This window comes from Flavobacterium arundinis (assembly GCF_038289855.1).
Classification (GTDB): Bacteria; Bacteroidota; Bacteroidia; order Flavobacteriales; family Flavobacteriaceae; genus Flavobacterium; species Flavobacterium arundinis.
The window spans coordinates 308,520-323,882 of record NZ_JBBYHR010000005.1; the positions used below are offsets into that span (position 1 = coordinate 308,520).

Genomic DNA, 15,363 nt, shown 5'->3' on the forward strand with positions numbered 1-15,363 from the left:
CACAATTTCAGTAAGATAATTGCTATTAATAAAAATATCGTTTATCTTTATTTTCGAATCACTATTTACATATTCGCAATGAAGAGAAAAGTTACCCTGAAACAGATCGCAAAAGAGCTTGATGTATCTATTTCGACTGTTTCAAAATCGCTTCGTAACAGTCCCGAAATAAGCGAGGATACGCGTCAGAAAGTCCAGGCATTTGCAAAGCTGTACAATTACAAGCCAAACAACATTGCGCTGAGCCTTAAAAATAAGAAAACCAAGACGATAGGGATTATTATCCCCGAAATCGTACACCATTTCTTTGCTACCGTGATTAGTGGCATAGAACAGGTGGCCAACGAGAACGGGTATAACGTGATCGTGTGCCTTTCAGACGAGTCGTTCGATAAGGAAGTGATCAATATGGAGATGCTGGCCAACGGCAGTACCGACGGTTTTATCATGTCACTCTCCAAAGAAACCGAGCAAAAAAAGGATTTTCACCACATACAGGAAGTCATAAATCAGGGAATGCCTGTCGTGATGTTCGACCGTGTGACCAATGATGTGCTGTGTGATAAAGTAATAATAGACGACCAGATGGCGGCCTATGAAGCTGTCGATTTCCTTGTGTCAAAAGGGTTTAAGAAGATAGCGCTGGTAACCACGGTAGATTATGTGAGTGTAGGCAAACTGCGTACCGATGGCTACATTAATGCGCTGAACGACCACGACCTTCCGGTTGATGACGAGATGATCGTGAAAATCGAAGACATAGCGAACTGTGCTTCAAAAATTGAAAAGCTCCTGAAAGAAAACAAGCCAGACGCGATTTTTGCGGTTAACGAGCTGTTTGCAGTAACAAGCATTAAGCTGGCCACAAAAATGGGAATAAAAGTACCGGAAGACCTGTCGATAATAGGGTTTACAGATGGCATCATCTCGCAATTTTCTACGCCAAGCATTACCACAGTAAGCCAGAACGGCATCAAAATGGGAGGCAGGGCTGCAAAATTGCTTATCGAAAGGCTTGAAATGGAAGAAGTGGAAGAAGAGGAGAACGAGCAATACAGGACGGAACTTATAGAAACCCACCTTGTGTTGCGGGAATCTACGTCAACGTTGTAGTTCTTTGTAAAATATTTATATTCAATACCTTGAAAAACCGATTCCGCCCCGTTTGGCGGAATTTTTTTTGCCCCTCAATGTTTTTCGGATTAAAAAACATATATCTTTGCTATAATTATCAACGCTTATAGTCCACTTCAACCTATAAGATTGATAAGCCATAAACCGCTTATCGTAGTAATAATCATTTAATTACGATAATGGAAAAGCGTAAATTAGGTTTCTGGGAAATTTGGAACATGAGTTTCGGTTTCCTGGGGATACAAATGGGTTTTGCCCTGCAAAATGCCAATGTCAGCAGAATTTTTCAGACGCTCGGTGCCGAAATAGACGATATCCCTGCCCTTTGGGTAGCTGCCCCGCTTACGGGACTTATCGTGCAGCCCATCATTGGCTATTTCAGTGACCGTACATGGACAAAGCTAGGCAGGAGAAAACCCTATTTTTTAGTTGGCGCATTGCTTGCCTCCGTTGCCTTATTCATAATGCCGAATTCGCCCGTGCTGTGGTTCGCTGCAGGTATGCTGTGGATACTCGATGCTTCCATCAACATTTCGATGGAACCGTTCAGAGCATTTGTGGGCGATGTGCTGCCGGACAGGCAAAGGACTTCGGGATTTGCCATGCAGAGCTTTTTTATAGGACTCGGCGCTTATGTGGCATCAAAGCTCCCAAATATCCTTACCCATTATGACGTAAGCAATACCGCACCGGCCGGAGAAATACCTGACTCTGTGAAATACTCATTTTACATAGGCGGTGCGGCTTTTATCATATCGGTATTATGGACTATTTTTACTACAAAAGAATATTCGCCTGAACAGCTTGCCGCTTTTGAAAAAAGCGAGGAAGAAAAGCACGGTGGAAAATACAGTGAAGAAGAACGACCGCCATCGTGGTTTCAGGCCAATGGTTCGAGGCATTTGCTTATAGGCAGCGTAGCCCTTGCTATAGGGTTGGCTTTCTCATATATCATTTATGAATACGGCCTTAAGAAAGACCTGTATGTATTGTCACTTGGCCTGATAGGGCTTGGTGGGGTAGCGCTTATCTTTTCGGGAATGTTCCAAAAATCAGGCAAATACAGGAACGGCTTTGTAACCATCATGAACGATTTTCAGTTCATGCCAAAGGTAATGAAGCAGCTTGCCTGGGTACAGTTCTTTTCGTGGTTCGCGCTGTTCTCCATGTGGATTTATACTACAGGTGCAGTAACAGAGCACATTTTTAAAACGACTGACACTACATCGGTTGCTTATAACACAGGCGCTAACCTGGTAGGCGAAATGTTTGCCAATTACAACCTTGTTGCTGCTATTGCAGCTTTCCTTCTTCCGCTTATTGCAAAGAGGACAAGCAGGAAGTTTACACATTTCCTTGCCCTTGCGGCGGGAGGTGCAGGCCTTGCTTCCATCTACTTTTTAGGGGAGTGGGGTATTTTTAATAATGAGATATTTTCTTTTGGGACACCCGGCACCTGGCATCACTTTACATTTTTCATGTACGATTTTTCAATGATAGGTGTCGGCATAGCGTGGGCAAGTATCTTGTCTGTGCCTTATGCCATGCTATCGGGAGCGCTGCCCGCATCAAAAATGGGGTATTACATGGGAGTGTTTAACTTCTTTGTAGTGATCCCACAATTGGTTGCCGCATCGATCCTCGGCTTCCTTGTTTCCCAGTTTTTCCACAACGAACCTGTTTATGCCCTTTTAATCGGAGGAGCATCCATGGTTATGGCAGGTGTTATGGCGCTTGCAGTAAATGACAATGCAAAAATTACGATCAATCAATCAAATACAATCAATCAAAAAATTTAATGAATCAAAAAGCATTTATTTTCGACCTCGACGGGGTTATTGTCGACACAGCCAAATACCATTTCCTGGCATGGCAAAAGATAGCGAACCGCCTGGGTATCGATTTTACACACGAACACAACGAACAGCTGAAAGGGGTGAGCCGCATACGCTCCCTCGACATCATCCTCGGGCTTGGCAATGTACAGGTTTCGCAGGAGGATAAAGACAAATGGCTGGCAGAAAAAAATGAGGATTACCTGGAATACATCCACCACATGCAGGCCGATGAGATATTGGAAGGCGTAGTGCCGGTCCTGCAGTATTTAAAAGACAATAACCAAAAAGTCGCATTGGGCTCGGCAAGCAAGAATGCCCGCCCGATATTGGAGAAGGTGGACATCATTCACTATTTCGATGCAATCGTGGACGGCAATGACGTGACCAACGCCAAACCCGACCCTGAGGTTTTCATCAGGGCGGCACAGCTGCTGGGCATGTCCTCCGAAGGCGCTATCGTTTTTGAGGACTCGGTAGCCGGGGTGCAGGCCGCGAACATTGCCAAAATGGTCAGCATAGGCATTGGCGACAAAACTGTGCTGCACGAGGCGCAATACAATTTCAAGGATTTTACAGAAATAGATACAGAATTTTTAGCAACTTTAGTTACTACATAAAATGAACCAGGATTATATACTACCGGACAATTGGTCGATCATCGAAGAGGGATTTGATGCGGAAAGGGTTGAATCTTCCGAAAGCTTATTCAGCATAGGCAATGGTGCCATGGGACAGCGTGCCAACTTTGAGGAAAGCTACTCCGGGCATACGTTTCAGGGCAGTTACATTGCTGGCGTTTACTATCCCGATAAAACCAAAGTGGGCTGGTGGAAGAACGGCTACCCTGAATATTTTGCCAAAGTGCTCAACGCCCCGAATTGGATAGGCATCGATATTACTATTAACGATGAAATCCTTGACCTTGCTAAATGTAAGGTGAAGAATTTCAGGCGCGAGCTGAATATGCAGGAAGGCTGGTACAACCGTTCCTTCGAAGCGACATTGCAAAACGGCACAGAAGTTTCGGTAAACGTAACGCGCTTTCTTTCGCTCGTGGCGGACGAGCTGGGTGTTATCAACTATGAGGTGAAGCCGCTGAACCGCGCTGCGCAAATTACATTCAAACCCTACGTGGATGCAGGTGTAAAGAACATGGACGCCAACTGGGAAGAAAAATTCTGGGAACCGCTGGATGTGCAGCATTCAGCCAACGAAGCTTTTGTAACGGCGCGTACGTTCAAGACGCATTTCAACGCCTGCACGTTCATGCACAACAGCATATTGCTGAATGGTACCGACCTGGAAATTCTTCCCGGGAATGCGGATACGACCAAAGACAAAGTACAGTTCAGCTATACTGTAGAAGCTAGCCAAAACGATACAGCTGCCATTGTGAAATTCGGCGGATATACCGTATCGATGAACCATGATAAGGACAAACTGGTACATGCCGCTAAAAATGTCATCGCTAATGCAAAAGCAAAAGGCTATGATACATTGCTGGACGAGCAAAAAGCAGCATGGGCATCCATCTGGGAAATGGCCGACATCACTATTGAAGGGGATGTAAAAGCACAGCAGGGGATTCGTTTCAATATTTTCCAACTGAACCAAACATATCTGGGCAAAGACCCAAGGCTGAACATCGGCCCGAAAGGCTTTACCGGCGAAAAATATGGCGGAAGCACCTATTGGGATACCGAGGCGTACTGCATACCGTTCTATATGGCCACCAAAGACCAGCAGGTAGCGCGCAACCTGTTGACCTACCGCTACAACCAACTCGGTAAAGCCATTGAGAATGCGGCCAAACTTGGGTTTACCAACGGCGCAGCTTTGTACCCGATGGTAACTATGAACGGGGAAGAATGCCACAACGAATGGGAGATCACCTTTGAGGAAATCCATCGCAACGGTGCGATTGCTTTTGCTATTTATAACTACTACCGCTTTACCGGCGACTACAGCTACATCCCTGAAAAAGGGTTGGAAGTGCTGATAGGTATTGCGAGATTCTGGCACCAGAGGGCAACGTTCTCAACCAACAGGAATCAATTCGTGATATTGGGTGTAACGGGCCCGAATGAATATGAGAACAACGTAAACAATAACTTCTATACCAACTATATTGCCAAATGGTGTATCGACTATGCCCTTGAGCAGATAGCAAAAGTACAGGAGGACTACCCGGCAGATCACGCCCGTATTATGGCCGATGTGAAGCTGGATGCTGCAGAAATGGTGAATTGGAAGAATGTAGCTGATAATATGTATTTCCCATATTCGGAAAAGCATGGAGTCTATTTACAGCAGGATAATTTTCTTGACAAAGACCTTGTAAAGGTAGCAGACCTTGACACGGCGCAACGTCCCATCAACCAGAAATGGAGCTGGGACAGAATACTGCGTTCGCCGTACATCAAACAAGCCGATGTATTGCAGGGCTTCTATTTCTTCGAAGACCATTTTACAAAAGAACAACTGGAAAAGCATTTCGACTTTTATGAGCCCCTAACGGTGCATGAGTCGTCGCTGTCGCCATGCGTGCATTCCATACAGGCAGCAGTGCTGGGCAGGATGGAGCAGGCCTATACCTTCTATCTGAGGACATCGCGCCTTGACCTCGACGATTACAATAAAGAGGTAAAAGAAGGGCTGCACATAACCAGTATGGCCGGAACCTGGATGAGCATTGTGGAAGGCTTCGGCGGCATGAGGGTGAAAAACGACACGCTTCACTTTGAGCCAAGGATACCACAGCAATGGAAAGGCTATTCGTTCAAAATAAACTTCCGCAATCAGGTACTCAAAGTATCGGTACATCCGGGAGAAACAAAATTCACATTGGAAGGAGACAGGGAACTTACCGTTGTAGTAAATGGCAGGGAAGTAACCGTGGAACCGAATACATTGGTGACGGTGTAGACTTATAGGGCAAGAGTGTCATTCTGAACGCAGCTTGCGCAGTGAAGAATCTTTTATAGATAATTAAGAAGAGATTCTTCCTTCGTCAGAATGACAAACAAGCCGAAAAACATGAGTATTTCGGCAAGAGTGTAGCTCACTCCCATCTCCTTTGGAGAGGGGCTGGGGGTGAGGACTGATAGATTTGAATGAAAAATGAAAATAGCAACCTGGAATACAGAAAGGCTAAAGTACCACAAGCAACTGGAAGCTATTATCAAAATGCTCGAAAGCATTGATGCCGACATCCTTGTGCTGACCGAAAGCGATACCCGGATTGTCTTGTCCAAAAAATATAAATATAGCGCTTCCACGTTGAAGCCAAATGACGCAGGCCTTTTGAAATATGCGGAAACAGAGCGACGGGTACAAGTGTTTTCAAAATATGAAATTGTAAATGTCTTTGAAACATACGATCCTTATACAACCTGCTGTGCCGAAATAAAAACAAGTTTGGGTAATTTGCAAGTTTATGGGACGATAATTGGTGTTTTCGGGAACAGGGAAAAGAGTTTTAGAACGGATTTGGCAACACAGGCAAAAGATTTCAGGAGGCTTTCTGCTAATGGGAACTTCTGTTTAGCCGGGGATTATAATATGACATTTTCGGATAATTATTATTTTACCCAACAAGGACGGAACATCCTGGATGAAGTTTTTAAAGAAACAGGAATTATAAACTGTACGGCAGGTTTGCCCGAAGCCGTTGACCATATTGCCATAAGCAAATTTTTTTTAAAAGACACAAGTTACAAGACACAGGAATTCAATACAGACAAAAAACTATCAGACCATAAAGGGGTTTGTATAAATATTTAAAATAATTAATATCCCGCGCCACTTCAGCCTGAGTGATTCGGTAAGAGTGAAGCTCGCTCCCCTCTCCTTTGGAGAGGGGCTGGGGGTGAGGCCTAAAAGGCTTAGGTGAAGCCAACCAACCAACAACTATGAAAAAACTATTACTCTTATTACTCTTATCAGCTACAGCCTTCGCCCAGATCGACCGTATGGAGCCGCCGTTTTGGTACGCCGGGATGCACAACCCCGAGCTTCAGGTAATGTTCTATGGCCAAAACATAGCGCAGTACACGCCTTCGGTTTCGAACAGTATCGTTATCAAAAATGTGTTGCGTACGGAAAACCCAAATTACATTTTTGTAACCATCGATACAAAAAATGTTGCGGCTTCCGACCTTGTGTTCTCTTTTAAGGATGGGAAGAACAAAGTAGCTTTCACAAAAAATTACTCATTGAAAAAACGCAGGGAAGGTTCGGCGCAAAGGAAAAGCTTCGATTCATCGGATATGATCTACCTTATCATGCCCGACCGTTTTGCTAATGGCAATCCCAACAATGACAACGATAAATCCCTAGCCGAAAAAGCCGACCGCACCAAAGATGGCGGGCGTCATGGCGGCGATATACAAGGTATTATCAAAAACCTTGATTACCTTCAGGAACTTGGCGTAACAGCAGTTTGGAATACGCCGGTTTGTGAGGACAACCATTCCCGCGGCTCTTACCACGGCTATGCGCAGACGGATGTCTATAAAATAGACCCGCGCTATGGTACCAATGAAGACTACCTGCGCCTTTCGGCAGAATTGAAAAAGAGGGGCATGAAGCTGATACTTGACTATGTGACCAACCACTGGGGCAGTGAGCACTGGATGTACAAAGACCTGCCGACCTACGAATGGGTGCACCAGTTTCCGGGCTATTCACAATCCAATTACCGCATGACAACGCAATTCGACACGAATGCCTCTAAAATTGATGCAGTACAATGTGAGGAAGGCTGGTTTGTAGAGTCGATGCCCGACCTTAACCAGGACAACCCGTTGGTGCTGACCTACCTTACGCAAAACGCGATTTGGTGGATAGAATATGCCGATGTGGATGGTTACCGTGTGGACACTTACTCCTACAACGATAAGGCTGGTATTGCAAAATGGACCAAAGCTATTACCGACGAGTACCCGTACTTTAACATTGCAGGCGAAGTGTGGATGAACGACCAGGCTCAGATGGCCTATTGGCAAAAGGACAGCAAAATAGCGGCAATACAAAACTATAATTCGTACCTGCCGACCGTGATGGACTTTACCCTGCAAAGCGCTATCAGCAGTGTTTTTAATGAGGACAAACCGGGATGGGACGTGGGCATGCAGAAAGTGTACGACAACTTTACCAACGACTTTTTGTATCCCAATATTAATAGCATACTGGTTTTTGCAGAGAACCACGACACAGGGCGTTTAAATGAAATATACAAAGGCGACTTTAATAAATATAAAATGGCAATGGCGCTGGTGGCTACGGTGCGCGGTATTCCGCAACTGTATTACGGCAGCGAGATAGGCATGGCGGGTGACAAAGGCAAGGGCGATGGCGACATCCGCAGGGATTTCCCGGGCGGATGGGCAGGCGACAGCAATAACGCCTTTACAAAAGCAGACCGCACACCTGACCAACAGAAATTCTTTGATTATACATCGAAGTTATTTACATGGAGAAAAAATAAAGAGGTCATTCATACCGGGAAAACAACGCATTACGTCCCGCAGGACAATGTGTATGTGTATTTCAGGTATAACGACAAAGATATTGTGATGGTGGTTTTCAATGACAGCGCCGATGAAAGGAAATTTAAAACGGCTCGTTTTGGCGAAAGCCTGAAAGGAAGGGTTTCAGGCAAAGACATCATGACGGGCAAAACTGTAAATGTAGCGGAAGAGATGACCGTTGCCCCGAAATCGGCGCTTATTTTGGAATTGAATTAAGATTATTGAGTTCACCTCCTGCAAGGTTTTCAAAACCTTGTAGGTTTAAAAAGACATTCCTGGTTCAAACTTAGGATAAACTAATATGATAAAAAAATACCTTATACCCGCCCTCGCGGCATTAACCCTTACCGGATGCTCATCCACGAAAGTGGCATCGGCAAAAGCTCCTTTCATTTGGGAAGGTGCGAACATGTACTTTTTGGTGACTGACCGTTTTGCAAATGGCGATAAAAGCAACGATGTAACCTTGGGGCGTACAAAAGAAATAGGTAAGCTCCGCGGTTTTGAAGGCGGCGATATAAAAGGTATTACACAAAAGATAGACGAAGGGTATTTTGATAAACTCGGCATTAACGCCATTTGGCTTACGCCGGTAGTGGAGCAGATTCACGATGCGACCAACGAAGGCCAGGGGAATACTTATGGCTTCCATGGCTATTGGGCGAAGGACTGGACGGCACTCGACCCAAACTTCGGCACGGAAAAAGACCTTGCCGGACTGGTTGAGAAAGCCCACAAACACGGCATTCGTATTGTGCTTGATGGCGTGATCAACCACACCGGGCCGGTTACCGCGATGGATGCCGTTTGGCCATCCGACTGGGTGCGCACCGAGCCGCAATGCAAGTATGACAATTACGAAAACACTACGGCCTGCACATTGGTAAAGAACCTTCCGGATATCATTACGGAAAGTGATAAGGAGGTAGGGCTTCCGCCTTTTTTGGTGGAGAAATGGAAAAAAGAAGGCCGGTACGAACAAGAAGTAAAAGAGTTGGATGCTTTCTTTAAAAGAACGGGCTATCCACGCGCATCAAAATATTACATCATCAAATGGCTCACAGACTATGTTCTGGATTATGGCATCGACGGCTACCGCGCTGATACAGTAAAGCATTTGGGCGAGGATGTCTGGGCCGAATTCAGCAAGCAGTGCGCCTATGCCTTTGAGCAATGGAAAGAGAACAACCCAAAGAAAGTCCTTGACAGCCACGGCTTCTTTACGGTAGGTGAAGTTTATGGCTATGGCATTTCCGGACAAAGGCTATATGATTTCGGGGACAAAAAAGTAGATTATTTTTCCAATGGCTTCGCGGCGCTCATCAATTTTGAGATGAAGTACAGCGCCACAAAACCATACGAAGAAACATTTGCCAAATATTCGGACATCCTCAACGGGAACCTTCAGGGTAAGTCGGTACTCAACTACCTCGCTTCGCACGATGATGGCGGCCCATTTGATAAAAAACGTGAAAAGGCTATTGAGGCCGGGACTAAATTATTATTAACGCCCGGTATTGCCCAGGTATATTATGGGGATGAATCGGCGCGCCCATTAGAAATTGCGGGAGCAGAAGGCGATGCCAACCTGCGTTCCTTCATGAACTGGGATGCTATTGCCAATAACCCCGAAACCAAAAAAGTACTGGAACATTACCAAAAGCTGGGGCAGTTCCGCAAAAACCATCCGGCTGTAGGCGCTGGCGTGCATGCGGTGATAAGCGCTTCACCGTATGTGTTTGAGAGGACATACAGTAAAGGAATGGACGACATCGTTGTCATTGGCCTGGACCTTCCGATAGGAAAAAAGACCCTGCAGACCGCCGATGTTTTTCCCGAAGGGACGAAAGTGCGTGATGCCTATTCCGGCAAGACGGCCAAAGTACAGGCAGGCAATGTAGAGTTGGATACCGAATTTGATATAGTGTTACTCGAAAAGATATAACCAAATGAACAAAATATGAAAAAAACAGTACTAACCTTTATGGCGCTCGCGATCATCGCTACAAGCTGTAAGGAAGATAAAAAAGAAGAGGAAGTAAAGGAAACCTCCCAAACGGAAACCACGCTTGCGCCCGTGAGCGATGCCATGATGGAGAACAGCGTTATCTATGAGGCGAACATCCGCAACTATTCGAAAGAAGGAACCTTCAATGCATTTACCAAAGACATCCCGGAATTGAAAAAGCTGGGCGTAAAGGTAATTTGGCTCATGCCGGTTTACCCGATCTCGATGAAGCGCAGGAAAGCCACGGCAGACAAGTCGATAGAAGATATAACCGACCCGAATGAAAGGAAAAAATACCTCGGCAGCTATTATGCCATTACCGATTATACCGCTATTAATCCTGACCTTGGTACGCTGGAGGATTTCCAAAAGCTGGTAAAGGCCGCGCACGACAACGGCATGTATGTAATACTCGACTGGGTGGCGAACCATACCGGGTGGGACCATAAATGGATCACTGAGCATCCTGAATATTATGAGAAGAACAAAAAAGGCGAAGTGACCGACCCACTTAACCCCGAAACCGGTGAACCATGGGGCTGGACTGATGTTGCCCACCTGGATTATAAGAGTAAGAAGCTGTATGAGCCGATGAAAAACGAAATGCTCTATTGGGTGAAGGAGCAAAACATAGACGGCTTCCGTTGTGATGTAGCCGACAACGTGCCCACAGAATTCTGGGATTATACCATCCCGAAACTGAAAGAAGTGAAGCCGGTGTTCATGCTGATGGAAAGCGATAAGGACTACCTTTTCAAAGGGCAGTTCGATATGGGCTACGGCTGGGTAGCGCATCACCTTATGAACGACGTGGCAAAAGGTAAAAAGCCGTTATCCGACCTGAAGAAATTCCTTGCGGAAAGGCCGGGCAAGTATGAGGCTAACGACATTTTCATGAACTTTACTACCAACCACGACGAAAATGCCTGGAACGGCACCGAGTACGAACGATTAGGCGACGGGGCAGAGGCTTTTGCTGCACTGACCTACGTTATGCCGGGCATGCCGCTCATTTATACAGGGCAGGAATATGATGTGAAGAAACGCATCAAATTCTTTGAGCAGGACCCTATCGACAAAAACAAGGGGAAGATGTTTGCGGTATATGAAAAACTGGGCCAACTGAAAAACGAAAATCCGGCATTGAACGGTGGAAAGAAGCCGGCAATGTTCAAAATGCTGGCCACATTGGCAGATGATAAGGTCCTGGCCTTTGAAAGGGAAAAGGACGGCAAAAAGGTGATTTATATTGCTAACCTCTCCAAGAGCGCTGCAAGCTTTACTGCTCCAGTTGAAGGAAGCTACACGAACTACATGACCGGAGAAAAAGCCACTTTTGCTAAAGGGCAGAAGCTGGATGCCAAGCCATGGCAGTACTGGATATTGATAAATTAATAATTACAATACAGGCCGCGGACCCGATCCGCGGCTTTACAGATGCTTTTTTATAATAATCAAAATTCTATTAACTAAAAATTTTTTAAATGATGAAAAAATTACTTTTGTTTGCTGCAGTGTTCATGGCGGGTACTGCAATGATGTTTGCCCAATTTCCGAGCATCGGAATCATTGGTGACGCAACTCCCGGTGAATGGGCGACCGACACCGACATGGTAACTACAGACGGTGTGGTTTACACGCTAAACAATTTCACCCTCGAAGCAGGTACTGTAAAATTCAGGCAGGATAACGATTGGCCGAACAACTGGGGTGGTACTACATGGCCTTCCGGAACAGGACTTTTCAACAGCCAGCAAAACATTCCTTCACAGCCGGGCCTTTACAACATTACGTTCAACCGTACTACATTGGCATACAACTTTGAGGATGCGGGTAACTTTGACGATATCAGTGTAATGGTGGGTGCTACATCTGTTGTTATGTTTACGCTTGATGGCACTACCTATCAGGCAAACAATGTTGTTTTAGCAGATGCATCGAATGTTACATTTTCTGTAAACGGTACCGATACATGGGGCGGTACTGCTTTCCCGGAAGGTACCGCTACTATGGGAGGCGCTGCTATAGCAGTTCCGGCCAACAGCTATAATGTAACCTACAACGCGGATACACATGCCTACGATTTCAATTTCGTTACAATAAGCATTACCGGCGACGCCGTAGGCGGATGGGGTACTGTTGATATTGATATGACTACTACAAACGGTGTCAACTATTCTGTTAACGATGTTACATTTACCGCTGCTGAATGGAAATACAGGCTTAATCACGACTGGGGTACTACATGGGGTAATGCTACATTCCCTTCAGGTACCGTAACCGTCGTGTCAAATGGTGGGAATATTATGGCTACAGCAGGTACTTATGATGGTACGTTTAACAGGGTTACAGGTGATTTCGCTTTCACAAATGCAACAGCAGGTACAAACGACTTTAATGCCAACAACATTTCTGCATATCCTAACCCAACGCAAAACGCATGGAACTTCAATGCAGGAAATAACACTATCTCTTCTATGCAGATTGTAGATGTAAGCGGTAAAGTAGTTTACAGCGCAACTGTAAATGCTGCTGAAGTTACAGTAAACGCTTCTGCTTTTGCTTCGGGAATGTATTTCGCAAGGCTTACTTCAGGCGCTGCCGTACAAACCATAAGGGTGGTTAAAAACTAATTTTCAATGTTATTTTAGATAGGCCCCGAAGTTCGCTTCGGGGCTTTTTTTGTTTTGGGCGTGTCGTTTCCGCAAGCTACAGCGCCGGGCTCTCGGCTTTATCTGCTTTGTTCCTCCGCAGGATATCACCTCGATCCCTCACGCATCCGTTATAAACTTATATATCGTATCGATAAGAAATCTGTGACAATCCGCATGATCCGCGTCATCCGCGTTCCATGAATTACCCTTATCTTTACAAAAATATTTTCTATGCCCTTACTCAAGATAGGCCACCGTGGCGCGAAGGCCCACGCACCCGAAAATACACTGGCGTCGTTCCAAAAAGCGCTCGACCTTGGCGTAGACGGTATCGAGCTTGATGTTCACGTATGTGCCACAGGCGAACTGGTCGTGATCCATGACTTTACAGTAGACAGGACGACCAATGGCAGTGGGGAAGTCCACAAGATGACACTGGCCGAACTCAAAGCCCTGAAAGTCGAGGGCGAACATGCGATATCCACACTTGATGATGTTATGGAAGTTGTCGGCAAAAAATGCATGGTAAATATAGAGATGAAAGGCAGGCATACTGCCGGGCCGGTATCGGTATTCTTGAAGGAATATGTAAAGGAGAGGGGCTATACCTATGAAGATTTTATCGTGTCAAGCTTCCAGAGGGAAGAGCTTCAGGTGATGAGCGAGATAAACCCCGATGTGCATTTAGGGATACTTACACAAGCCAGCGTAACGCAGGCATGGCAATGGGCACAGGAATTCAGGGCTGCGGCCATACACCCGCATTTTTCGCTCTTGACCGAAAGCAATGTACACAAAGCACAGCAGGCAGGCTATAAAGTATATACGTGGACGATGAACGAGCCCGAAGATATAGCCCGTATAAAATTATATAATGTGGATGGCATCATCTCCGATTATCCCGAACGTTTATGAGCAAAAGTTTTGATATAATAATTGCCGGGGGAGGAGCGGCAGGTTTTTTCACAGCCATCAATATCGCCGAGGCCAACCCAAAGCTGAAAGTCGCCATATTGGAGCGCGGCAAAGAAGTACTCTCTAAAGTCCGCATATCCGGTGGCGGGCGTTGCAATGTAACCCATGCCTGCTTTATCCCATCCGACCTGGTTAAGTTTTACCCACGGGGCGAAAAAGAACTGCGCGGCCCATTCAACCGTTTTTGCTCGGGCGATACGATAGAATGGTTCGAAAAGCGCGGCGTTGAACTCAAAATTGAGGAAGACGGAAGGATGTTCCCGGTAACCGACAGTTCGCAAACCATTATCGACTGCTTTATGGATGCCGTGAAAAAACTGAATATCCCGGTGCTTACGGGTGAAAGCATCCAGTCACTATACAAGTCGGACACCCATTGGAAAATAGAAACGAATAAAGAAACGTTCCTGGCAGATAAGCTGGTAATGGCAACGGGCAGCAACCCAAAAATGTGGGAAATGCTGGAAGAGCTTGGCCATACGGTCGTGCCGCCGGTACCCTCGCTGTTTACTTTCAATATAAAAGACCCACGCATAAAAGACCTGATGGGTGTGTCGGCAATGGCATCCGTAAAGGTAAAAGGCACAAAACTGGAAGCGTCCGGCCCGCTGCTGATAACGCACTGGGGCATGAGTGGCCCGGGTATACTGAGGCTTTCGGCATGGGGCGCGAGGGAGCTGTTTGCAAAAAGCTATCAGTTTACATTGCAGGTCAACTGGCTGAATGATGTGGATTTTGAAGAATGTGAAGAGTTGCTCAAAACCCTGAAGCTGGATGATGCAAAGAAAACAGTAGGCAAGCGATCGCCTTTCGATTTCCCGAAACGCCTCTGGGAGAGTCTGGTAACTGCGTCAGGCATCACATTGGAAACCCGTTGGGCTGACCTTTCCAAAAACCAGTTGCAGGCATTGGCAGCGCAATTGACCGATGGACATTTTAATGTAAATGGCAAGAGCACGTTTAAGGAAGAATTTGTTACGGCAGGTGGTATCGACCTGAAAGAGGTGAATTTCAAAACAATGGAAAGCAAGTGCGTAGAAAATCTATACTTTGCAGGAGAAGTGCTGAATATTGATGCAATAACCGGCGGCTTCAATTTCCAGAATGCATGGACGGGCGGATTTATAGCTGCGGAAAGTATTGTTTTAAAATAATAAATTTCTAAATTCGTGATAAGTGTTGTTTGTCATTCTGACGAAGGAAGAATCTCTTTAATTGCCTTG

General features: G+C 45.7%; 11 protein-coding genes. All 11 read left to right on the forward strand.

The genetic code is table 11. The annotated features are described in order from the left end of the window. The first annotated feature begins 78 nt into the window (after positions 1-78). Positions 79-1,113 carry a LacI family DNA-binding transcriptional regulator gene (locus AAEO56_RS11470; RefSeq protein WP_341697197.1) on the forward strand — a complete coding sequence of 345 codons (1,035 nt, stop codon included), beginning with the start codon at positions 79-81 and terminating at the stop codon, positions 1,111-1,113. Positions 1,114-1,313: 200 nt separating this feature from the next. Further along, entirely contained in the window at positions 1,314-2,933 is a 1,620-nt protein-coding gene (locus AAEO56_RS11475; protein WP_341697198.1) for an MFS transporter, read from the forward strand. Continuing rightward, positions 2,933-3,589 (forward strand): beta-phosphoglucomutase, encoded by a 657-nt coding sequence (pgmB, locus tag AAEO56_RS11480; RefSeq protein WP_341697199.1) that lies wholly within the window; start codon positions 2,933-2,935, stop codon positions 3,587-3,589. The genes AAEO56_RS11475 and pgmB overlap by 1 nt, the downstream gene beginning before the upstream one ends. 1 nt (position 3,590) lies before the next feature. Beyond that, on the forward strand, positions 3,591-5,897 hold the full coding sequence (locus AAEO56_RS11485; protein ID WP_341697200.1) for a glycoside hydrolase family 65 protein: 2,307 nt from the start codon (positions 3,591-3,593) through the stop codon (positions 5,895-5,897). 195 nt (positions 5,898-6,092) lie between these two features. After that, the gene (locus AAEO56_RS11490) at positions 6,093-6,755 is read left to right on the forward strand and encodes an endonuclease/exonuclease/phosphatase family protein (protein WP_341697201.1); all 663 of its coding nucleotides are present in this window, start codon (positions 6,093-6,095) and stop codon (positions 6,753-6,755) included. A 128-nt stretch (positions 6,756-6,883) separates the two neighbouring features. Next, positions 6,884-8,719, forward strand: a complete 1,836-nt coding sequence (locus AAEO56_RS11495) for a glycoside hydrolase family 13 protein (RefSeq protein WP_341697202.1) — start codon at positions 6,884-6,886, stop codon at positions 8,717-8,719. Positions 8,720-8,804: 85 nt separating this feature from the next. Continuing rightward, positions 8,805-10,448, forward strand: a complete 1,644-nt coding sequence (locus AAEO56_RS11500; protein WP_341697203.1) for an alpha-amylase family glycosyl hydrolase — start codon at positions 8,805-8,807, stop codon at positions 10,446-10,448. Between the two features lie 15 nt (positions 10,449-10,463). After that, positions 10,464-11,906, forward strand: coding sequence for an alpha-amylase family glycosyl hydrolase (locus tag AAEO56_RS11505; protein WP_341697204.1), 1,443 nt, complete (start codon positions 10,464-10,466; stop codon positions 11,904-11,906). Positions 11,907-11,995: 89 nt separating this feature from the next. Next, the gene (locus AAEO56_RS11510) at positions 11,996-13,144 is read left to right on the forward strand and encodes a T9SS type A sorting domain-containing protein (protein WP_341697205.1); all 1,149 of its coding nucleotides are present in this window, start codon (positions 11,996-11,998) and stop codon (positions 13,142-13,144) included. Between the two features lie 252 nt (positions 13,145-13,396). After that, positions 13,397-14,080 (forward strand): glycerophosphodiester phosphodiesterase, encoded by a 684-nt coding sequence (locus AAEO56_RS11515; protein WP_341697206.1) that lies wholly within the window; start codon positions 13,397-13,399, stop codon positions 14,078-14,080. Then, positions 14,077-15,294: a BaiN/RdsA family NAD(P)/FAD-dependent oxidoreductase gene (locus AAEO56_RS11520; RefSeq protein WP_341697207.1), complete on the forward strand. Its 1,218-nt coding sequence runs from the start codon at positions 14,077-14,079 to the stop codon at positions 15,292-15,294. Before AAEO56_RS11515 ends, AAEO56_RS11520 begins: the two co-directional genes overlap by 4 nt. Positions 15,295-15,363 lie beyond the last annotated feature (69 nt).